We start from the raw sequence: 21,989 nt of genomic DNA on the forward strand, positions 1-21,989 counted from the left end.
TAACTAAGACTAAACTAAAATTAAATAAATTCAGAAAAATCAATACCTTGATTCTTTGCATGCATCGCTGCCGTATATCCCTTATTATCCTGAGCATCTATATCAGCTCCATTTTCTATTAATAATTTAATGATTTCCTTTTGACCAAAAGTAGCTGCATAAATTAATGCTGTAGCATCATTAAAGTTTTTCTGATTTACATCAGCTCCTTTATCTATTAATAATTTAGCGATATCATAATATCCTTTAAAACACACTCCCATTAAAGCCGTATTTCCAGAACTATCCTTAGCATTTATATTCGTAGTATGTTCTAATATCACTTGAGTAATCTCTTGAAAACCGTAATACGAAGCTAATAGTAAAGGTGTAGAACCACGAGAATCTTTTACATTTACGATTTCAGCGTTTGCAGTTAAAATTTCTCTTACACTATCTAATTTCTCGGATCGAATAGCATTAAATATATCTTCCATGTATTGTATTAAGGTAAATTAGTATAACAAATCATTGTTCTTTATTTCAAAATATCAAAAAGAATAACGATCAGGCTCTAAATTAACAGAAAATTATCGCATTTCTTAATATTCTCTTACTCATCATCAATTACAGAACAAAGGCGTTAGTTATGCTCAGTCTTTTTTTTAGAATATAATCATAAAGATAATTTTTTCTTACTATGAAATCAATAAGTTAAATTGATTGTTCAAATTTCACAATAAGAAAAAATTATTTACTCCATTAACTTTCGTATTCATTCTTAAATATAGAAATAAGATCACTTTTATCTAAAACCATATTTTAAAATCAAAATAACTATCTTAATGTATCGTTTTTAAAATAATACCATTTTACAAACTTACTCTTTAACACCTAAAATTAATTATGAAAACACAAGAACACTTTTTACTCAAAAAAAACAAAAAAACTATTCTAAAGTCTTTTGTTTTAGCCTTACTTTTTATTTCTACTCAGTCCATTTTTTCTCAATCCATTGTTCAAAAAAATGGTCGACTTAGAGTTTCTGGAAATAAAGTAGTTAACAAGAATAACGATCCAATAAGTTTAGCTGGCAACAGTTTATTCTGGAGTAATTTTGGTGAAGGAGCCAAATTTTATAACGCTGCTACAGTTAATCATCTAGCTAAAGATTGGAATGCTAGTATCGTTAGAGCTTCTATGGGAATTGAAGAACCTGGAGGTTACATCTCTAATCCAAATCGAGAAAAAAACAAAGTAAAAGCCGTTGTAGATGCTGCTATCGCAAATGGAGTTTATGTTATCATCGACTGGCATTCTCATAATGCAGAACAATATCAACAACAAGCAATTTCATTTTTTACAGAAATGGCAGAATTATATGGTACTAATGATCATGTTATATACGAAGTATACAATGAGCCTATAGCACAATCCTGGCAAACTGTAAAATCTTATTCTGAAGCTGTTATTGATGCCATAAGAGCCAAAGATCCTGATAATTTAATTATAGTAGGTTCTCCGCAATGGTCACAAAAAGTGGTTGAAGCCTCAAACAATCCTATTCAAAAAAGTAATATAGCCTATACATTACATTTTTATTCGGGGACTCATAAACAATTTTTAAGAGATGAGGCTACTCGTGCTATGAATAATGGTATTGCCATATTTGTTACAGAATGGGGCGCGGTAAATGCTAACGGAGATGGAGCGGCAGATAGACAAGAAACTCAAAAATGGTTAGACTTTATGAAAACAAATGGTATTAGTCACGCCAACTGGTCTGTAAGTGACAAAGCAGAGGGAGCCTCTGTAGTTGCCAGCGGCACTGGAGTTTCTGGACTTACCAGTAACAATCTTACAACAACAGGTATCTACATTAAGGATATTATCAAAAATTGGAATGGACCTATTGTAAATCCACCTGTCGAAGAATGTAAAGGAAATGGCGTTTCTATTAATAATATTATAGAAGCCGAGAGTTTTTGCGAACAAAAAGGAACACAAATTGAAGCGACAACAGATACAGGCGGAGGTAGTAACATTGGCTATATTGATAATGGAGATTATTTAAGGTACAGAGTGAATATTCCTTCAAGTGGGGATTATGATATAAAATATAGAGTTGCAAGTATTAAAAACACAGGTAAATTACAATTCAAACTTGGAAACTCTGTATTAAAAACATCTAATATTCCTTTAACCAGTGGATGGCAAATTTGGGAAACAATATCAACAACAGTATCTCTTACATCAGGTTCTAAAACAATAGAACTATATGCTTTATCCGGAGCGTTTAATATTAATTGGTTTCAAATTACTCCATCAAATTCAAATCCTCCAGATCCAGATGGTAATGATTGCGAATATCAAACTCCGATTTCAACACCACTAGCCTCTACAGGCAATAGTTCGTATTCTAATATACATGTATTAGGAACTGGTGGCCCTAACCTGAGTAATGTTACTAATTTTACTATCAACTGGGATTTATCTAATAATGGATTATACCAACTTTCTATGAATACTAATAATGGGACTCCTAATTGGTGGAACGACCTTTTGGCTAATGCTACTCAAAGTTTTAATGCAGCTATGCCTGCTATTAGTTTAAACGGAACAGGTTTTACAAATCTTGACGGTGATTATTGGGTTACAAAAGATGGCGATAACTTTGTTATGGTTTCAAAAACCAAAGGATTCACTCTCTACTATAGCAATTCAAGTACTCCACCAAATTGTGGAACCGCAAAAAGCGGCCTAGAGAACTCTGAAAATGTAACGTTAAGAGCATATCCAATTCCCACAACAAGAAATTTAAATATCTCAGGGTTGCAAGAAAAAGCGCATATTAACATAGTTGATATTTCAGGTAAGACAATATTACAAACAATACTAGATTCTGAAAACAATGCTATAGACGTATCAAAACTTCCTAATGGAACTTATTTTGTAGAAGTCAAAGGAAGAAAAACTCGAAAATCTATACAATTTATAAAAACAAATAAATAAGCTTTAACAGTACAGAGTAAGAAATGGTAATTCTAAAAAAGGGTTGATATTAATCAACCCTTTTTCTCTATCCTAACTGTTCTTTCATTTTTTGAAGTTGTTGCTCGATAAGCAGTAATTTGTCTTCTACTTGGTCTCCAAATTCTGGTATTCTTTTACAAAAGACATATCGAACCCTCCATAATTCTTTAATATCTGAAAGTGCAAAACGCTCATCATCAATATTTTTATGATCTGCTCTCAATACAACCTCATCTTTTGTTATATATAATCTTCTAAAAATCAATTTATTTTCTACTACAACAAATACCAAAGTACCATTATTAAGTTTTTTAATAATTGAAGAAGGAACTTTTTCTCCTACTACAATATCTTTAGGATAAAACCCTTTATCATGTGAAGTCATTTCTAAATTACTAACTGTATATGCGCGAAATTTCTTGGTTGCATTTAGTGGTAATTGTAATGTTGGAAGTTCATTAACAAACCCTTCTTTATCATAAAAAGCAATATAATCATTTGCTGTTGCGTCTGTTATACAGGGAATTACAGCAAATTGCTCTCGTTTAAGATCTTCTGCATAGGTTGTCAGGTCTCCTTTAAACTTTAAAAGCTGATTTACAGTTAACTCACTAGTTAGCAATTCATCTATTTTTATGCTAAAATGATTAGCAATTTTAATAATTGTTTCGATTTTAGGTTCACTTCTACCCTCTTCATAGGCACCTAACGTACCTCTCTTAAGCTCAAACAACTCTGCAAATGCTTGTTGACTTAAACCTTTTACTCCTCTAATTTTTTTGATATTTTTTCCAAAAAAAGACATTTTTGCTAATTTTATTTGCAATTATAAAAAATAATTGTACATTTACACTAACAATATTAGCTATTATTTGATTAAAAAGCTAATTTTAGTAGAATTACTTCTAAATTTAATACCCAAAATGAAGAAGTGAGGGACGTTTTACTAAAAATTTTAGCACACAACCAATTACTAATTTTAATTTTTATACCCATGATCACTTTTATATATTATTTGGCACATTTAGCCATAAATATTGCAGAAAAGTTATTCGACTTTTTGTAATATTGATTTACAGTCAGATACTTGAAATTTTTTTACTAATAATCCAACAAAAACAACCATCTTATGCAAGATCATTTTCAACTCGTGAAAGATTATTTACTTGAACTTAAGTACACTATCACTCATGAGAATAAAGGGGAAGGAATCATCATGATTAGCAAAGAAAATGAAGGGATTAAAAATATGATTATAGGAGTAGCTCCTCCAATTTTAATTATGGAACAACATATTTTTAATATCAAAAACAAAAACGAAGTTGTCTATCGAAATTTACTTCAAAAAAACAGAGATATCGTTCATGGAGCATTTGTACTTGACGAAACTGGTGAAAAAGTAATTTTTAGAGACACATTACAAGTCGAACATCTGGACCTTAATGAAGTCGAAGGATCATTAAATTCTTTAGGATTGCTATTAAGTGAATATTCAGATCAAATTATAAATTATTCAAAATATTAAACTATGAACTTTTTTAAAAGACTATTTAAAATAGGTGAAGCTGAAGCACATTCTGCAATTGATAAAATGGAAGATCCCATTAAAATGACAGAACAAGGCATTAGAGATATGAAAACTGATCTTGAAAAAAGCTTAGAAGCACTAGCTCAAGTTAAAGCTTTAGCAATTAGAGCCAAAAATGATACCGAAGAATATGCTAACAAGGCAGAAGACTATCAGCAAAAGGCTATGTTAATTCTTAAAAAAGCTCAAAACGGAGACCTAGACAGTACTGAAGCAGATCGATTAGCGAAAGAAGCTTTAATTAAGAAAGAAGAGTCTAGTCAACATGAAACTCGAAGCAAAACAGAAGCTGAGAAATTTAATACTTCTGTTGAACAACTAGAAAAAAATGTTCAAGAAATAAAGCAAAATATTAGCAAATGGGAAAATGAACTTAAAACACTAAAGGCACGTGTAAAAGTTTCTGCTGCTACCAAAAATGTAAATAAGCAAATGGCAGAAATAGATAGTTCAAGTACAGTATCTATGCTAGAACGAATGAAAGACAAAGTAAGTCAAGAGGAAGCTCTTGCCGAAGCTTATGGGGATATTGCTAACACTTCGAAATCAATAGATGAAGAATTAGATAAGGCTATTGATGTTACTAAAGCCAATGCCGATGATAATTTAGCTAAGCTCAAAGAGCAATTAGGCATGAACGACAAAAAGTCGTAATACATATTTTAATTCTAAAAAATTAAAGTCATGATCATTTCAACAACAGATATAATTCCAGGTCAAGAAACTGTAGCCATTTTAGGAATCGCAAGAGGTAGCACCGTACGAGCCAGAAATATAGGAAGAGATGTTTTTGCCGGTCTTAAAAATATTGTAGGTGGTGAAATCGAAGAATATACCAAGCTGCAAGCACAATCCAGAGAGCAAGCAATGCAAAGAATGACAAACGATGCAAAAAAATTAGGTGCAGATGCGGTAATAAATGTTAGACTCACGACATCAATGGTTATGCAAGGTGCTTCAGAGATTTTAGCCTATGGTACTGCTGTCAAATTAAAATGATATAAATCATGCCAACTATAGCAATACTGATACAAGGTTTAATTTGGCTAGGAATATTTATAACACTAGTCTATTTGATCGTAAGAAGAATCAAAATTAAAGGAACTGAAGACTTTGAAGACAGAGATAACTAGATAATTACTAACTAAACAACTTATTACATTGAAAGAACTCTATGACATCGCGATATCAATGGTCAATCTTCCTTTGACACTCCTGTTCGGATTATTGATCTTATATTGGTTATTAACTACCTTAACTGGTATTGATCTTGATTTTTTTGATGCCGATATCGATGTAGATGTAGACGTGGATGCCGATGTAGATATGGATACCGATTTTGATGCCAGAGGAAATCTGGATATTCATGATGTTTCAAATACAGAGGTTAAAAAAGAAGATATTATACGCCGTAGAGGTAAATTAAACTTCTTTCAGATATTCTTGATTTATTTCAATTTTGTTGGACTCCCCTTCATGTTCACTTTTACTTTTTTTGTACTATTCTGGTGGGCTATTACAATGGCAGGGACATCTATAACACATAGTTATGCCAATGACTTTGGGTTTACTTTTTTCTTTGGAGGCATTATCCCGGCGCTATTCTTAACCAAGATATTTACAACTCCGTTTAAAAGGTTTTTTACCAATTTTAATAATAAGGGAGAAAGTGCTTTAGAATTATTAGGAAGACAAGGTGTATTACAAAGCCCACTTTCTGGTGAAAAAATTTCAACATTAGAAATAAAAATACAATCCGATCCAATAAAAGTGATGGTGCAGTCAAAAAACGGAATGGAAATTCCGGCAAATACCCAGGTTGAAATTGTGAACCAAGTAAAAAACAAACAACTATATATCGTTCAACCGTCAAATTATTAAAATTGCAACCAATACACTTTTAAAAATTAACTAGTATAATGAAACTATTCTTAAACTCAAGACACTTATAGATGTTATCCCATTTTACAAAAAAATAACACAAGAAAAAGTATCTTATAGAAACATCATTGATCATTACACAATTCATGATATACTAGTAATACTAATAAAAATATAATCATCGAACTTTATCAATTAAAACATTGAATACAATTAAATAACACTAATAATATCATTTAACAACTAAAATAATTTTTATGAGCAACATAGGTAATTTAGCTATCATCGTGGTAGTAGCATTAGTACTGCTAATTGTACTATATTTTATAATCATCGCCATATTCTACAGAAAGATTCCGCAAGGAGAATCACTTGTGCGTACTGGATTTGGGGGAACTGCGGTAGCTTTTGATAAAGGGCTATATGTTATTCCGGTACTACACAAAGTAGAAATCATGGATATTTCTATAAAAAAGATCGAGATCGAACGTACAGGAGTAAATGGGTTAATCTGTAAAGATAATATCCGAGCAGATATCAAAGTAGCTTTCTTTGTTAGAGTAAATAAATCTGTAGAAGATATTATAAATGTAGCACAAACCATTGGTTGTAATCGTGCGTCAGAAATCGATACACTACGTAGTTTATTTGATGCTAAATTCTCTGAAGCATTAAAAACAGTTGGTAAAAAATTCGAATTTGTAGAATTGTATGAAGCACGACGTGAGTTTAGAGACGAAATTATAAATATTATTGGTACAGATCTTAATGGATACATCCTTGATGACTGTGCTATCGATGATTTAGAACAAACATCATTAAGTGTTCTTAAACCAGATAATATTTTAGATTCTGAAGGGATCAAAAAAATTACCGAATTAACTGCTGCTCAAAATATAAAATCTAATCTTATTAAACGAGATGAAGAAAAGGTTATTCGTAAACAAGATGTTGAAGCTCGTGAAGCCATACTGGAGTTAGATAAACAACTAGCAGAAAAAGAAGAGCAACAAAAACGTGAAATTTCTAATATTAAATCTCGTGAAGAAGCCGAAATTCTAAAAGTTTCAGAAGAAGAACGTTTAAAATCTGAAACAGCACGTATTGCAACACAAGAAAAAGTGAAAGTTGCAGAAGAAAACATGGAACGCCAAATCATTGTTGCTGCCAAAAACAAACAACGTACCGATGCTGTAGAAACAGAAAGAGTAGAAAAAGACAGAATGCTTGAAGCTACAGAACGCGAACGTATCGTTACACTTGCTCAGATCGAAAAAGAAAAAGTAGTAGAAGTAGAAAAGAAGAATATACAAGATGTAATCCGCGATCGAGTAATGCTAGAAAAAGGTGTGGTAGAAGAGCAAGAAAACATGAAAGACATCCAGGCATTTAAAACTGCAGATCGTGATAAACAAGTAAAAATAACAGTTGCAGAAGCTAATGCTCAAGAAGCATTAATTGCAACTATTAAGGCTGCCGAAGCTCAAAAAGAAGCTGCTAAGCAAAAAGCAGAAGAAATTAATATTGAAGCACAGGCACAAAAAGAAGCTAGTGAAAAAGAAGCCGAAGCACGTAAAACACTTGCTGAAGCACAAGCTAAAGAAGAAGCAACTATAGGAATGTCTGAAGCACAAGTGATGCATGCCAAAGCTGATGCCCATGAACGTGAAGGTCTTGTAGAGGCGACCATCATTGAAAAGAAAGCAAAAGCCGAGGCAGCAGGTATACTTGCCAAAGCTGAAGCTGTAAAAGAAGAAGGTTTAGCAGAAGCAGAAGTAATCAAAGAAAAAGCACTTGCCGATGCTGCCGGAATCGAAGAAAAAGCTGAAGCTATGAAGAAACTTGATGGTGTTGGTAAAGAACATGAAGAGTTCAAACTTCGTCTAGACAAAGAATTACAAGTTGATCTAGCACATATTAATATCCAGAAAGAAATAGCTGATGCGCAAGCAGAAGTAATTGGAGAAGCACTTAAAGCCGCAAATATTGATATCGTAGGTGGTGAAACTATGTTCTTTGATCAAATAGTAGGTCAAATCACCAAGGCTAAAGGTATCGATAGATTAGTTAATCATTCTGATAACATCCAAGATGTTAAAGATGCTATTTTAGGAAGCGATGATGTGAAAGGAAATCTTTTAGAAAAAATCAAAGAATTCGCTACCAAATACGGAATCTCATCAGAAGATATTAAGAATCTAACGGTTGCTAATCTGTTGATAGAATTAAAACAGAAAACTACAGATCCTTCAGAAAATAATCTATTTAGTAACCTGTTAAATCTAGCCAAAGGTTTAGGTCTTTCAGACAGAAAACTTTAGTACAAGAATCTCCTCTCCTGTAAAAAGGAGAGGACTACTATACTATCGGACACTAACTATATCTGAAATTAAATCATTGCATGTATACCATCACAATAATATTTTTAAACCCATAAAAGTCAATCCCTGAAGGTCAAGAACTCTCTGTGGGGTAGCGAGGAATTGACTAGATGGGATTTGTTTAACTTTTAATACGTTTAATTATGGGAATTGCAGCTATGATAACTTCGATTAAATTTAATGATCGAAGAAACAAAAGAAAAGTTTTTAGTCGTGTAAACAGAAATACAAACACTGAAAACCTCGGAATCAAATTAGTACCTGTTTCTGAAGACACATTGCAAGAAATCAGAAACAAACTAAAGAAGCAAAGATTAGCAGTTTTTAAAAAGCAATTACTAGTCTCTGGGATTTTGATTATGGTAATTACGACTATCATAATATATATAGCATAGTTATGGGAGTGTATGGTCATAATTTAAGTAATCTTCTTAAAAACAGTAGAAGAAAAGAACGAAAAGCTTATGATGGATGGACAGAAAGTGATGAAGAAAGCCATGGCATAAAAGTAGAGTCAGTTTCTGAAGAGAAGTTACAAGAAATCAGAGATAAACTTAAGAAACAACGCCAATCACTTTTTAGAAAGCGGTTAATTGGTTTTTGTATCGTTATAATTTAGATTATTGGAGCTATAATTTATACATCCATTTAAAAAATATAAAATATGAATAAAAAACTTATAGGGGTAATCGGCTTATTATTAGTATGTATTTGCGTGCTAACATACAATACATATACGAAAAAAGAGAACCTGATAAAAAACGGCGTAAGTACATCGGCTATCATTGAAAAAATTTCAACGAATAGAATTGACAATGATTTCTCCCCTACCGTAGAAAATATTCATATTAAATACAAATACGAAGTAGACACTAAAGAGTTTATAAAAATGCAAGAGATTTCAAGACATGAACACGATTTGTATTTTTCTAAAACTGGAAAAATAGGGGACTCTATTAAAATTATGTATGATGCTGAAAAACCTTCAAATTCGAGGATTGAAAAGATCAAATAGTAACTTTTAATTGTCAAACTAAACTTGTTAACACTCTTGAGTAAACGAATGAAAATTCGATTTAAAAAACTATGGAAGAAACCAACAAAGAAAAAGATATACAACTAGACGGAGGTACTTATGAGATTATCCAGAATCGTCTACAAAAACAAAAAGGTGAACTTCAAAACCGTCTTACACAACTTAATGATGCTCGAAAAGAAGTTTTTGGTAGTGTAGAAACCAAACTCATTGCTAATAACCGAATCAATACAGAAAACAATTGTATTGCACGAGATATTGTTACCATAGACGAATACTGTCTTTTTGGATATAATGTACATTTTGGACTTCGAACTGAAATAACACTAGCAGATGTATTTAGTATTTACACCTATAGTAATGATCATTTTGTAGCCAAATCATTAGATTTAATTCATGATCCTATATTTATAGATGACTTCACAAATCTATATAAATACTACCGAAATACGATATTTTCAAAATTTGCTATAGTGGGGAATTACCTGCATATGGTATTTCAACTAAGTGAAAGTGTCTCTGATATCAAAACCTTTAAGTGGTTAATTAATGATGGTAAATTAACCTATGTTGACAACCGTAGTGAGCATGAATTCAAATTTCCAAAACAACACGAGTTTAATTGGACAGAAGTTACACGAGATATGCATCGGTATGGTGCGCATCCACATATTTCAATTCTTGACAAGGTATTTGTAGAAACTATAGGTGGCGATCTAACTATCAAAATAGAAGACAATACCGATGAAGGAAAAGGAATTCTTGACGAACCTGTAGAACATATAGATCAAACTCTTGACGATGGACAATATCGCTTTGCAAACTTAGGCAATCTAATCATATTAGAGATCAAGCCTTTTCAAGAAGCACCACGTTACTTTGTCTACAATCATAAAATACAAGAAGTTAAAAAAATTGATTGTATAAAAGACGCTTGTGTATTACTTCCAGATGATCAAGGTGTTATTTATCCAAATGGATATTACCTGCAATCAGGAGGTTTTAAGCTTTTTACAAATGAAGTATCGGATGTAAAGTTCCAAGAAAAAATTATCTCTCCAAACGGAGAAGATTTCCTCTATGTCTTTTATGAAAGTGAAAAAGGGTTATACACTCTTATGTCATATAATGTTATCGAACAAGAAGTAAAAACACCTATTATCTGTAATGGTTTTACAATTTTACAACATGGAGAATTATGCTATTTTAAGACTGAAGATGATCAAACACGCCATCATGTAATACAAATTTGGCAAACGCCATTTATGAAGGGAGATGTATTGCCATCAGAACATACAGATACATTACTATACAAAATTGGTAATAAAGACATTGTAAAAGCAATGGCAGAATGCCATGCACTTATCACTTTACTCAACAAAGAAGATAGTTATGATGGGTTATATGATGATATTGCAAAATTTTCGAGTGATATTACCGATAGTTATTATTGGATCCGTGAAGAAGATACGCATAGATTAGATATTCCTTTAGAAGAAATTAACGGAGCTGCAAATGCCGCTATAGATGAATTCGAAAAAGTAGTTCAACTTCGTAAAACTGCTTCTAATATAACAAAAGAAACCAAAGACAAAGCTGATACCATTTTTAACAAAATCAAAAGTAGTTCTTTTAAATCTATAGATGATTTTGTGCACGTATTATCGCAATTACGAACCTTACGTGGTGAGGTGATTGGTCTTAATGACATACGCTATGTTGATCAAACATTTATCAACGATATAGAAACAGAAATTGCCTCGCAAACTGAAAAAATATCACAACGTTGTGTTCAATTTTTACTAGATGACAAAGCACTTCTGCCCTACCACTCCCGTATCGATGAAAAGCAATCACAATTAGACGGTATTAAAAAGGTTATAAACGCCAAAAAATTAGAAGAAGAAGTAAATCAAATTGCTACAGATTTAGAAATGTTAATCGATATTGTTTCTAATTTACAAATCGAAGACACTTCACATTCTACTAAAATAATCGATAACATTTCTTTGATTTTTGCTACGATAAATCAGTTAAAAGCAGGAATCAAAAATAAAATTAAATCTTTAGGAAGTAAAGAAGCCACCGCAGAATTCGCCGCCCAATTAAAATTGGTGGATCAAAGTATTATTAATTATTTAGATATTGCTAGTACTCCAGAAAAAACAGATGAATTATTAAACAAAGTTTCTGTACAGTTAGAAGATTTAGAAGGGCGATTTGCAGATTTTGAGGAATTCATTACCCAAATTATTGAAAAACGCGAAGAGGTTTATAATGCTTTTGAAGCGCGAAAAAACAGCTTAATCGAAGCGCGAAATAAAAAGGCTGTTGCGTTAGAAACTGCTGCAAATCGAATTTTAAAAGGAGTAACTAAGAAAGCTTTAGGTTTTTCTTCGGTCGTTGATATTAACGGCTATTTTGCTTCTGACCTTATGATCAATAAGCTCAGAGATATTATAGTACAATTACAAGAGTTAGATGATGCTGGTAAAGCAGAAACTATAGAAACCGCCATAAAAGTTGCAAAAGAAGACGCTACGCGTAAGCTTAAAGACAAACAAGACTTATATGAAGATGGTGAAAATATTATTAAACTGGGTAAACATAAATTTGGCGTAAACAAACAGCCATTAGATTTAACCATTGTTTATAAAGATAACGCACTAGCTTATCATCTAACAGGAACGGATTTTTATCAAGAAATTAAAAACGAGACCTTACTAAAATCCAAAAAATACTGGGATCAAGAGTTAATTTCTGAAAATCAAGATGTATATCGATCCGCATATCTTGCTTATAAAATATTTAGCGCTTCTCAAGCCGAGCTTGTTGAAGCACAAGCCATCGCATTAGACAAAAAAGATTTCGACAAGCTAAGTCTGAAAACAATGAGCGAAGAGCAACTTTTAGAACTTATAAAAACTGAAAGCAGCAAAAACTATACAGAGGGCTATGTAAAGGGAGTACATGATGTAGATGCTGCTAAGATTTTAAAAGTACTAATTACTAAAAGCAATGACTTAGGTGTATTACATTTTGCCCCAAAAACCAGAGCATTTGCACAATACTTTTGGCATGGACTTACACCAGAAACACAAGCGTATTGGAACCAAAACATTAAGGCTTCGGGTCAAGTATTAGAAGTATTTCCTGATAGTCAAGAACATCAAAATGTTATTTCAAAATTAACTCAAGAAGTTATTTCTTTTTCTGAAAGTAAAAAGCTGTTCGATGCTACCTCAAGCAACGCAATCGCTGCATATTTGTTTACCGAACTGCAAAGCGACCAAAGTTTTTGTATTAGTCAAATTGCGAATGAACTACATGATGCTTTTGTAAATGAATTAAAAAAGAAAAAAGTTTTTACAAAATTAAAAACAGCTTTACAATTAGATGCTAAACCCAATTTTAATGGAGATTCCAGACAGAACGACCAGATAAATTTAGCATTACAATGGGTAAGTTCTTTCTTAAAAACCATGCACCCTAAACAAATTGCATATGCCCATGAAATAGTTTGTGTTTTACTATTCAAAAATGAATCAACTTCAGAGATTATTCATGTTAACCCATTACAAAACATAGATGGATTAAAAGGTAGTCATGAGACCATTAATGAAGGAGTTTTTGAATTTGATTATCATAATTTCATTACTACATTAGCATATTTTGCACAAATCGAAGTTCCTGCATTTGAAGCCTATCGAGAAGCAAAACATACGGTAACAGAAGAGCTTAAAGAAGACCTAAAACTCAATGAATTTGAGCCCAAAGTACTCTCCTCTTTCGTGAGAAATAAATTAATCGATCAAGTATATCTTCCTTTATTTGGAGATAATTTATCCAAACAGTTAGGAAGTTTAGGGGATAATAAACGTACCGATCGTATGGGTATGTTATTACTAATATCACCTCCAGGTTATGGTAAAACAACTTTGATGGAGTATATGGCAAATCGTCTAGGGTTAGTCTTTATGAAAATAAATGGCCCAGCGATAGGACATGAAGTTACCTCTGTAGATCCAATGGCGGCAAATAATGCTGCCGCAAGAGAAGAATTAAAAAAGCTTAACCTTGCTTTTGAAATGGGTAATAATGTAATGTTATACCTTGATGATATACAACACTGTAATCCAGAGTTTTTACAAAAATTCATTTCTCTTGCCGATGGTACTCGAAAAATTGAAGGAATATACAATGGCAATCCAAAGACATATGACCTAAGAAGTAAACGTTTTTGTGTAATTATGGCCGGAAACCCATATACAGAAAGTGGTGAGAAATTCCAGATTCCTGATATGTTAGCCAATCGTGCCGACATCTATAACTTGGGAGATATTATTGGTGATACTGCAGATTTATTTAAGTTAAGTTTAATTGAAAATGCTATGACTTCAAATCCAGTATTACATCAATTAAGCAATACTTATTTTGAAGACATCTACTCTTTGATTGAAATTGTTGAAACAGGAACACAAGAAGGTATCGAGCTTAAAGGAAACCATACCAAACAAGAAATACAGGATTACTTGGCAGTACTTAAAAAGGTCATTATTATACGTAACACTGTTTTAAAAGTAAACGAAACCTATATAAAATCCGCAGCCATGGAAGATGCATATCGTATAGAACCTTCTTTCAAATTACAAGGGTCTTATAGAGATATGAGTAAGCTGGTAGCAAAAGTGGTTCCGATTATGAATGAAAAAGAATTACAAACCTTGCTCCTATCCCATTATGAAAATGAATCTCAAACGTTAACCAGTGCAGCAGAAGCTAATCTACTTAAATATAAAGAAATGACTAAAACCATTTCTGAAGATGAAGTTAATCGCTGGGAAGTTATCAAAGAGACTTTTGTAAAAAATAACAAGTTAAAAGGCTTTGGAAACAAAAATGAAATGGCACAAGTACTTGCACAAATGATGCAGTTTAGCGATCATCTACAAGGCATTCAAGAGGTATTGAAAAAAGGGTTGAACAATTAATTTAGCACGATGTATTAACATATAATTTTAGAACAATTTGAAATAAAAATAATGAATAATAAAACAAGGTTTTTAGTTTCATTTCTAATAATTATTGTAAATCGTTCATTAGGTAGTTTTTTTACGTCTATTGATGTCTTATTATCCCCAGTAGCACTAATAAGTATAGCAATATTATTTAGAGATAACGAACAGAACTCTATTCTGAAAAGTGGAATTTTAACATTCTTGCTGTCTGTTCACAACTACAATATAGCACCCCAATTTCCAGTCATTGATTACGAAGATGTATCTCAATGGATATATGTATTACCGTATTTGAGCATAATTCTTGCTTATTTTATTTTTATCAAAGGAACTCTAAAAAATAACCATGAGACTAAAAATGGTAAAATAGTGTCAATCATACTTTTTCCTATTCTCTTAATTTGGTTTCATTTACTACCATATATCGACTTTGAAGACAACAGAATAGAAGACCCATACGAGAAAGTAAGAACAGGAAAAGCTAGATAATAAAAAAACATTATAATTTATATACTTTACATTATCCTTAGAAATTAAATTAATTTTTATATTTTTACATAAGCACTTATATAACCACTTATGAAAGATCAATTACAACATTACGGAACATTAGGATTGGGATCTCGATTTAAGCGATTAAGTGAATTTATGATGAAAGAAATTCAGATAGTATACCAATCTTGTAATATTGATTTTGACCCATATCTTTTTCCTATTTTCAAAGTAATTATTGATCAGAAACTTGTTACGACTACCGATATCCAAGAACAACTACAATACACTCAACCTGCCATAACGCAGGCACTTAAAAAATTAATGGATAAAAAACTGGTAGGATACAAAACAGACACTACAGACAAACGAAAAAAACATTTTAAACTTACGAATAAAGGAAAAAAAATACATCAGGAAATGATCCCACTTTGGAAAGTAATTGATGAACAAATAAAATGGCTTACAGAGGGGAGCGCAATAAGTCTTTTACATCATTTAACACATCTTGAAAGTCAATTACGTAAAAAATCTTTAAGTGAAAGAATTCTTGAGAATTATAACAAACTATCCATATGAATACAATTAAAAATGCGTCGATCATACCATTTGATTCAAAATATGCCAAAGATTTTGCAGCTCTTAATGTAGCATGGCTAGAAAAATATTTTGTGGTTGAACCTTTAGATGTTGAATTATTAGAAAATTGTCAGGAAACTATTATTAATACAGGTGGATATATCTTCTTTGCCAAGGTAGACAACGAAATTGCAGGAACATTTTCGTTGATTAAAGTTGAAGAAGATATGTATGAACTTGGAAAAATGGCTGTATCTCCTAAGTTTCAAGGACATAAAATTGGCCAACAATTATTACAATTTTGCATCGATTTTTCAAAGGATCAACAATGGAAAAAACTCATACTATATTCAAATAGAATTCTGGAAAACGCAATTCACATTTATAAGAAGTATGGATTTAAAGAGATTGAGATTGAGAAAAACCCTATGTATAAGCGAAGTAATATTAAAATGATGTTGATCTTATAGTAATCTGCTCTATCTAACTAAAGACAGAGCAGATCAAGCATTAGTTAATTTCCCTTTTTAACTACTTAAAAGTTATTTAGAAATGCTATAGTTTTGCCCGTAGTTGTTATCCCAATATTGCTGCCCATTTACCTTGTAAACTACTGCATACTCAATATCATCTACTTCTTCGTTAATTGTTACCGATCCAGTCCATCTTTCAACATTAAACGGATTAGGGCTTGTAAGCACATAGTCATAACTATTATACCAATACTTTGTATACGCAAGAGAAAAATACCGTTCTGTCTCCCATCCATCTGTAGTATAAACCACTTGGACTTCTTTTGTTGGAGATATATTTCTAACATCTGCAACAATATTAAGTGTTGTAGTAACACCATCAAAGGATGTATATAGTCTATCAAAATCACTATCAACGCTTACATTTAAATCTGGCTCTGCAAAAAAACTTCCTATTTGCTTCTCTTCTATCTTATAGTTATTATTATTGTTATTATCCCAATACGTAGTGTTATTTACATCATATTTCACCACAAATTCATCCTCATAAATTTTACCTGGTGTATATGCATAATATCGATATTGACCTTCCCATATTTCATCTCCGTTATCTAAACTTATGCTATATGACAATGGAATTTCTTCCCAATTACCATCTACTTTTTCATGATAAATACTTACCGATTTATCATAATTAAGATTTGCAACTTTTACAGTAAATTTTCTAGTCCATGTATTAAATCCTCGATAGAAACTATATGAATTCCAAGCCTTTACCAATTGCACAGGGCTACTATTTTTGAGGTTAGCACTTTTTTCAAGAGACAAACCATTTTGATTTGGTATAGCATCATCCTCTGTAGAACATGATAAAGCGAATAGGGTTATTATTAAATAAAAATACTTTTTCATTGTTTTAAGGTTTTGTTTGATTTTGTTGTTATTTGTTTACTACTAATTTTTTCGAAAAATTTAGTGATCATTAAAAGCTTTGTTATGAAAATACAGGCACAGGTAATAATCATGCAATTTTGGGTATTGCATTTAACAATTATTTCACGAAAAACGTTTTCGAAGAACATGAAGTTTAATCAAAATATAAAGTGTAAAAATTGGAATTAATAACACCTAAAAATTACTCTTCAATTTTTGTCAAAATGACTTTAGACAACGAAAATTTTAGCTCATTTTAAACGAAAATTAGCGTTAATGTTTTCACAACGAATTCACTCTTATATGCTTTTAGTAAACATTCATGAAAACAGTTTCATGTTTTTTCGTAGATCGTTTTAACACTTATAGTCCATATTTCAATAATCAAAAAAATACAAATGACATTACCACGTACTTTTAAAATATTTACTGCAGAATTCATAGTCAAAAAGCAATAAACACCTGTACAAAGACAACTTATCAAGGAATAATCTCACAATTAACAAATAAGAATAAATTGTACTTTTGGGCATACGTATAACACTTACTATTTAAGTGGGATACCTATTAATCCACTTTTTTGAGTATTCTTAAAACCTAATTCGAAGACTCTTACATTGGACATATTAACACATAAATCTTAAGTAATCGTCATGAAAACACCAACTCACCTAAGCAAATACATTGCGCTATTTACAGTTTTAATCATTAGTATTTTCTTTTTTCATTCATGCCAACAAGACTCTACTGTAGATGTTTTTCAGGAAGAAGAATACATAAAAAAAATAGAAGCATACGAGGCTAAAATTGCATCTTTAGAAGAAAAATTAGGGCAGGAAAAATCAAATAGAAGAAGGCCCGGTAATATTATTGATTTTAGAAAGGCTCAGCAAATTTATAAAGCTTATGATAATAGAGCCGACCTAATAAGTGAAGCCGTTGGACCAGTAAACGACATAAATAATTCTGCTCGTGGTGCTGCTCGATTTGAACCAACCAGATCTTTGTTTTATGAAATTTCTGAATTACGTAAGTATTTAGCATATATAGATGATTTATCAAAAAAAGCAGATATAAAACCAACAGGACTTCGTTTCTATTTTGCTTTATACCCCAGAGATCACGTATCTTCTAGCGGAAGTAACGAAAACGCGAGACGTCAAACCATTTTTATAGCACCAACCACAGAAAGAAAATATGAAGATCGGATTGTACAAATGGGATACACTCTTGACAATAATTTCAAAGTCGTATTTTTAAATAAAGATAGTGGGTTTAGTCATTTAAGAAGAAATAGAAATAAAAGTACAACTAGTTATTTTGGAAAAACAAGCGGACATGACAAATACAGTCTTATTGCAAATGAAATGCAAGGCACTCCTCCTTTTCACTAATTAACAAATATTTGACTATGCCGGTAGAATATTTGAAGTTTTTAATAAAAACTTCATTAATCATTCAGTTTATAACATTAGTATTTAGTACTATATATTTTAATAAAATAAAAAGAATTCCCGTTCTTAAATATTTTACACCTTTAGTATGGTATATTTTTTTTAATGAACTTCTCGGGCTTTTTATACGATTATACATATCCGATTATAACGCTATCATTTATAATATATACTATTGTCTAAGTTTTAGTTATTTTTTTATTCTATATAGAAAAAACATCACTAAAAAATGGTCGAAATTGTTAGTTTTCATATTCTTATGTATATATTTATTAATATTCATAATTAATGGTTTTTTTGAGAACTATTTGATCCAATCACAAATAATTCCTTACATTTTAGCTGCATTATTTTTAGTAACAACGATAGCCTTATATTTTATCGATATCATAAATTCGAATACGGTACTACATGTAAAAAGTAGTCTATTATTCTGGATTAGCGTAGGATTATTACTGTACTATATTAGCAATTTCCCCTTTAGGATTATACGAAATTACTATACAGAACTAGCCGATTCATCGACTATGATTTTAGTTGGTTTTATATCTACGGTAGTAATGAACACGTGTTTTTGTATAGGATACGTGCTTCAAGATAATGTTTCTTCGTCTCAGTAATCGTAAAACCAAAATCTACTTTCTCAAAAAGCAAGCTTACTTAAAAGCATAAAAGCAACAGTCAATTCCCTTTTTTAAACAGGGGGATTTACCCCCTTTTTTGGAATTTCACCACCTTAACAACTCTTCAAAAACTCCTTATAAACAAGGGTTTACCAGTAAAAATCTTGCATAAGACTTGTGATTATTTTTTCTAATTATAGAATATTGGTATTTTTAATTCAAATAAACCTAATGATTCGAGTAAGAAAAAATAATCACCATCACCTTTTTCGAAGCTTGAATTTGATTAAAAAATATAATTTACTAATAAACAAATCACATCTAATATCTTAAACATCTTTAGAAATGGAACGAAAAACTAACTTTATAGGATACCCCATTGTTATCATCCTAACTGCATTGATAACATATTTTTGCTTAAAAAAGACAGGCTCTGATCCCGCAAATCCTCCGGTAGTGCCAACTCCTGATGAAATAATTACATTGCAAGATGCTTTTCAACTATATGAAACCTATTCAAAAAATCGTGCTTGCATTATCGATGCATATGAAGGCAGAGTAGATAGTACACTAAATACACTTTGTACGTCTGACAGACCTCGTGATCTAGGTTTTGTTCCATCCAGATCTTTTGAATTAGAGAAAGAATTTCTTGAACAATATCTGGCCTATATTGATTATGTAACTGGAGATTCAATACCAATTACAGGATATCGTATATTCCTTGGCAATTATCCTAACAAGGATAAACTAATTAGTGGAAGACCTATCCCAGATCCTAGACGAAATACAATATTTATTGCCCCTACAACTTTTCAAAATGGATCGAATCGAGCATTTACTTTCATTAAAGATCAAAACAATGATGGAAAACCTGACTTATTATTTTTACAAGATACCTTTGAAAAAGGAATTGGCAACCAAAACCATGCGAAAGTAAACGCAAATACAGCTAGTTTTTTCTCATTCAGTACTATATATAATGATGAGTTAAGTACAATAGCAAATGACATGGGAAGCTACCCGTGATACATTAATTAATCCTAAATTTTATTGTGGAAATAGAACGAGAACATTTAATTACATTATTGTATGTAATAATTTCAATAGAATTAATTACCGCAGTAGTTGGCACATTATATTTAAAGAAGTATAAGGATACAAAACTTAAATATTTCGTCTTTTTCTTATGGTATACTGCTATAAATGAAGCTATAGGGGGGATCTATTTAAAAAGATATGTAAATATTGAGTGGGGTGATTTGATTTACAATATTTATTATTTTATAAGTTTTGGTTATCTTCTTATTTTATATAAAAATCATTTGGTTAATAAAAGAAATAAAAGTCTAGCTTATTTTTTCTTGGTAACCTATATAGCACTATTAATCATTAATGGATTTTATCAAAACTATGTATATGAATTACAAATAATACCATATATAGCGGCATCTTGCTTTTTGGTTATAACTATTTCGTTATATTTTATTGAAATTCTTAATTCACAAAGAGTATTATACGTAAGTAAAAATTTGTTATTTTGGATTAGTATTGGATTACTTCTATATCATATTGGTAATATTCCGTTTAGAATTTTAAGAAACTACTATACTGATATAACAGATGCTACTACTGCATTTTTACTTGGTGCTTTTTTAACTGTCACTATGAATCTTTCTTTTATCTTTGGTTTTATATGGAGCAGCAAGAAACAGAAATATTACAAGAAACAGCAATACTAGTAGCAAGTATTGTTCTTGTCTTAATTATCATTTTATTGATCGCTCTCTTTGCTATTTTTCAAAAGAGGAAAAACAGTTTATTGATACAACAAAAAGAAGCCAAGAAAAAATTTGAGACTACAATTATAGAGACTCAGGTAGAAATTCGCGAAGAAACTTTGCGTAATATTAGCTGGGAACTACATGATAATATTGGCCAGCTACTTACGCTGGCCAAAATACAAGTAAACATTGCCCAAGACGATCCTAGTAAATTAGAAGAAGTTACAGAAACAATTACTAAAAGTCTTACAGAACTTAGATCCTTATCTAAATTAATTAATCCAGATGTTATCAAGAGTCTTAATCTAACCGAAGCTGTTACTCTTGAGATTGAACGCTTTAATAGGATGCAATTTATCAAAGCAACCATACAGAGCAATGAAGAATTAGAAGAATTAGACGATAAAGTAGAAATTATCATTTTTAGAATATTACAAGAATTCTTCACCAATACAATAAAACATTCTAAGGCCTCAAACCTTAATGTAGACTTAAACTATCAAAATGATAAACTTATAATCCATGCAAAAGATGATGGTATTGGTTTTAACGATAAAAACTCTAGTCTTAAAAAAGGCATTGGTCTCTCAAATATCCAAAGTAGAGGAAAACTAATAGGCGCAGATATTCAATTAGATTCGGAAAAAGGAAAAGGAACCGAAATGACCCTTGTATACTATTATAAGAAAAACTTAAGCTTATTAGAGGATGATGTCGATTATGATTAATTTTGTA

The 21,989-nt window shown here is 31.2% G+C and carries 21 protein-coding genes; 18 read left to right on the top strand and 3 right to left on the bottom strand.

Going from position 1 to position 21,989, the window contains the following annotated elements; translation table 11 throughout:
* Positions 1–20 precede the first annotated feature (20 nt).
* The gene (locus AWE51_RS20340; protein ID WP_066317453.1) at positions 21–476 is read right to left on the bottom strand and encodes an ankyrin repeat domain-containing protein; all 456 of its coding nucleotides are present in this window, start codon (positions 474–476) and stop codon (positions 21–23) included.
* 409 nt (positions 477–885) lie between these two features.
* Here AWE51_RS20340 and AWE51_RS20345 point away from each other — a divergent pair, with 409 nt between their 5' ends.
* On the top strand, positions 886–2,991 hold the full coding sequence (locus tag AWE51_RS20345; RefSeq protein WP_066317454.1) for a cellulase family glycosylhydrolase: 2,106 nt from the start codon (positions 886–888) through the stop codon (positions 2,989–2,991).
* 67 nt (positions 2,992–3,058) lie between these two features.
* Here AWE51_RS20345 and AWE51_RS20350 read toward each other — a convergent pair whose 3' ends face one another.
* On the bottom strand, positions 3,059–3,817 hold the full coding sequence (locus AWE51_RS20350) for a helix-turn-helix domain-containing protein (protein ID WP_066317457.1): 759 nt from the start codon (positions 3,815–3,817) through the stop codon (positions 3,059–3,061).
* A 324-nt stretch (positions 3,818–4,141) separates the two neighbouring features.
* Between AWE51_RS20350 and AWE51_RS20355 the strand changes: the two genes are divergently transcribed.
* The 13 genes from AWE51_RS20355 (at position 4,142) to AWE51_RS20410 (ending at position 16,457) form a co-directional block, all read left to right on the top strand.
* Positions 4,142–4,537, top strand: a complete 396-nt coding sequence (locus AWE51_RS20355; RefSeq protein ID WP_066317459.1) for a type III secretion system chaperone family protein — start codon at positions 4,142–4,144, stop codon at positions 4,535–4,537.
* A 3-nt stretch (positions 4,538–4,540) separates the two neighbouring features.
* Positions 4,541–5,254: a PspA/IM30 family protein gene (locus AWE51_RS20360; protein WP_066317463.1), complete on the top strand. Its 714-nt coding sequence runs from the start codon at positions 4,541–4,543 to the stop codon at positions 5,252–5,254.
* Positions 5,255–5,284: 30 nt separating this feature from the next.
* On the top strand, positions 5,285–5,599 hold the full coding sequence (locus AWE51_RS20365) for a YbjQ family protein (protein ID WP_066317466.1): 315 nt from the start codon (positions 5,285–5,287) through the stop codon (positions 5,597–5,599).
* Positions 5,600–5,607: 8 nt separating this feature from the next.
* Complete coding sequence (locus tag AWE51_RS27140; RefSeq protein ID WP_255420472.1) at positions 5,608–5,733, top strand: hypothetical protein; 126 nt, start codon at positions 5,608–5,610, stop codon at positions 5,731–5,733.
* Positions 5,734–5,761: 28 nt separating this feature from the next.
* Positions 5,762–6,481, top strand: a complete 720-nt coding sequence (locus tag AWE51_RS20370; RefSeq protein WP_066317468.1) for a hypothetical protein — start codon at positions 5,762–5,764, stop codon at positions 6,479–6,481.
* 257 nt (positions 6,482–6,738) lie between these two features.
* The gene (locus AWE51_RS20375) at positions 6,739–8,802 is read left to right on the top strand and encodes a flotillin family protein (RefSeq protein ID WP_066317473.1); all 2,064 of its coding nucleotides are present in this window, start codon (positions 6,739–6,741) and stop codon (positions 8,800–8,802) included.
* Positions 8,803–9,005: 203 nt separating this feature from the next.
* Positions 9,006–9,257: a hypothetical protein gene (locus AWE51_RS20380; RefSeq protein ID WP_066317475.1), complete on the top strand. Its 252-nt coding sequence runs from the start codon at positions 9,006–9,008 to the stop codon at positions 9,255–9,257.
* A 2-nt stretch (positions 9,258–9,259) separates the two neighbouring features.
* A complete protein-coding gene (locus tag AWE51_RS20385) occupies positions 9,260–9,481 on the top strand; it encodes a hypothetical protein (protein ID WP_066317477.1) in 222 nt (73 codons plus the stop codon).
* Positions 9,482–9,526: 45 nt separating this feature from the next.
* Entirely contained in the window at positions 9,527–9,877 is a 351-nt protein-coding gene (locus AWE51_RS20390) for a DUF3592 domain-containing protein (protein WP_066317480.1), read from the top strand.
* Between the two features lie 71 nt (positions 9,878–9,948).
* A complete protein-coding gene (locus AWE51_RS20395; RefSeq protein ID WP_066317482.1) occupies positions 9,949–14,889 on the top strand; it encodes a DNA repair ATPase in 4,941 nt (1,646 codons plus the stop codon).
* Between the two features lie 51 nt (positions 14,890–14,940).
* Positions 14,941–15,405: a hypothetical protein gene (locus AWE51_RS20400; RefSeq protein WP_066317484.1), complete on the top strand. Its 465-nt coding sequence runs from the start codon at positions 14,941–14,943 to the stop codon at positions 15,403–15,405.
* Positions 15,406–15,495: 90 nt separating this feature from the next.
* Complete coding sequence (locus AWE51_RS20405; RefSeq protein WP_066317487.1) at positions 15,496–15,987, top strand: MarR family winged helix-turn-helix transcriptional regulator; 492 nt, start codon at positions 15,496–15,498, stop codon at positions 15,985–15,987.
* A complete protein-coding gene (locus tag AWE51_RS20410; protein WP_066317490.1) occupies positions 15,984–16,457 on the top strand; it encodes a GNAT family N-acetyltransferase in 474 nt (157 codons plus the stop codon). Before AWE51_RS20405 ends, AWE51_RS20410 begins: the two co-directional genes overlap by 4 nt.
* Positions 16,458–16,529: 72 nt before the next feature.
* Here the strand turns inward: AWE51_RS20410 and AWE51_RS20415 are convergent, their stop codons facing one another.
* Positions 16,530–17,372: a carbohydrate-binding protein gene (locus AWE51_RS20415; protein ID WP_066317492.1), complete on the bottom strand. Its 843-nt coding sequence runs from the start codon at positions 17,370–17,372 to the stop codon at positions 16,530–16,532.
* 674 nt (positions 17,373–18,046) lie between these two features.
* On the opposite strand from AWE51_RS20415, the gene AWE51_RS20420 reads away from it, so the two are divergent.
* The 4 genes from AWE51_RS20420 to AWE51_RS20435 all read left to right on the top strand — a co-directional run bounded on the left by AWE51_RS20420 (position 18,047) and on the right by AWE51_RS20435 (position 21,982).
* The gene (locus tag AWE51_RS20420) at positions 18,047–18,787 is read left to right on the top strand and encodes a hypothetical protein (protein ID WP_066317495.1); all 741 of its coding nucleotides are present in this window, start codon (positions 18,047–18,049) and stop codon (positions 18,785–18,787) included.
* Positions 18,788–19,815: 1,028 nt separating this feature from the next.
* Complete coding sequence (locus AWE51_RS20425; RefSeq protein ID WP_066317500.1) at positions 19,816–20,499, top strand: hypothetical protein; 684 nt, start codon at positions 19,816–19,818, stop codon at positions 20,497–20,499.
* Positions 20,500–20,525: 26 nt separating this feature from the next.
* Positions 20,526–21,212, top strand: coding sequence for a hypothetical protein (locus tag AWE51_RS20430; RefSeq protein WP_066317503.1), 687 nt, complete (start codon positions 20,526–20,528; stop codon positions 21,210–21,212).
* Positions 21,167–21,982: a sensor histidine kinase gene (locus AWE51_RS20435; RefSeq protein ID WP_066317505.1), complete on the top strand. Its 816-nt coding sequence runs from the start codon at positions 21,167–21,169 to the stop codon at positions 21,980–21,982. The genes AWE51_RS20430 and AWE51_RS20435 overlap by 46 nt, the downstream gene beginning before the upstream one ends.
* The last annotated feature ends 7 nt before the right edge of the window (positions 21,983–21,989 follow it).

It is taken from the genome of Aquimarina aggregata (genome assembly GCF_001632745.1).
In the GTDB taxonomy this organism is placed as follows: domain Bacteria; phylum Bacteroidota; class Bacteroidia; order Flavobacteriales; family Flavobacteriaceae; genus Aquimarina; species Aquimarina aggregata.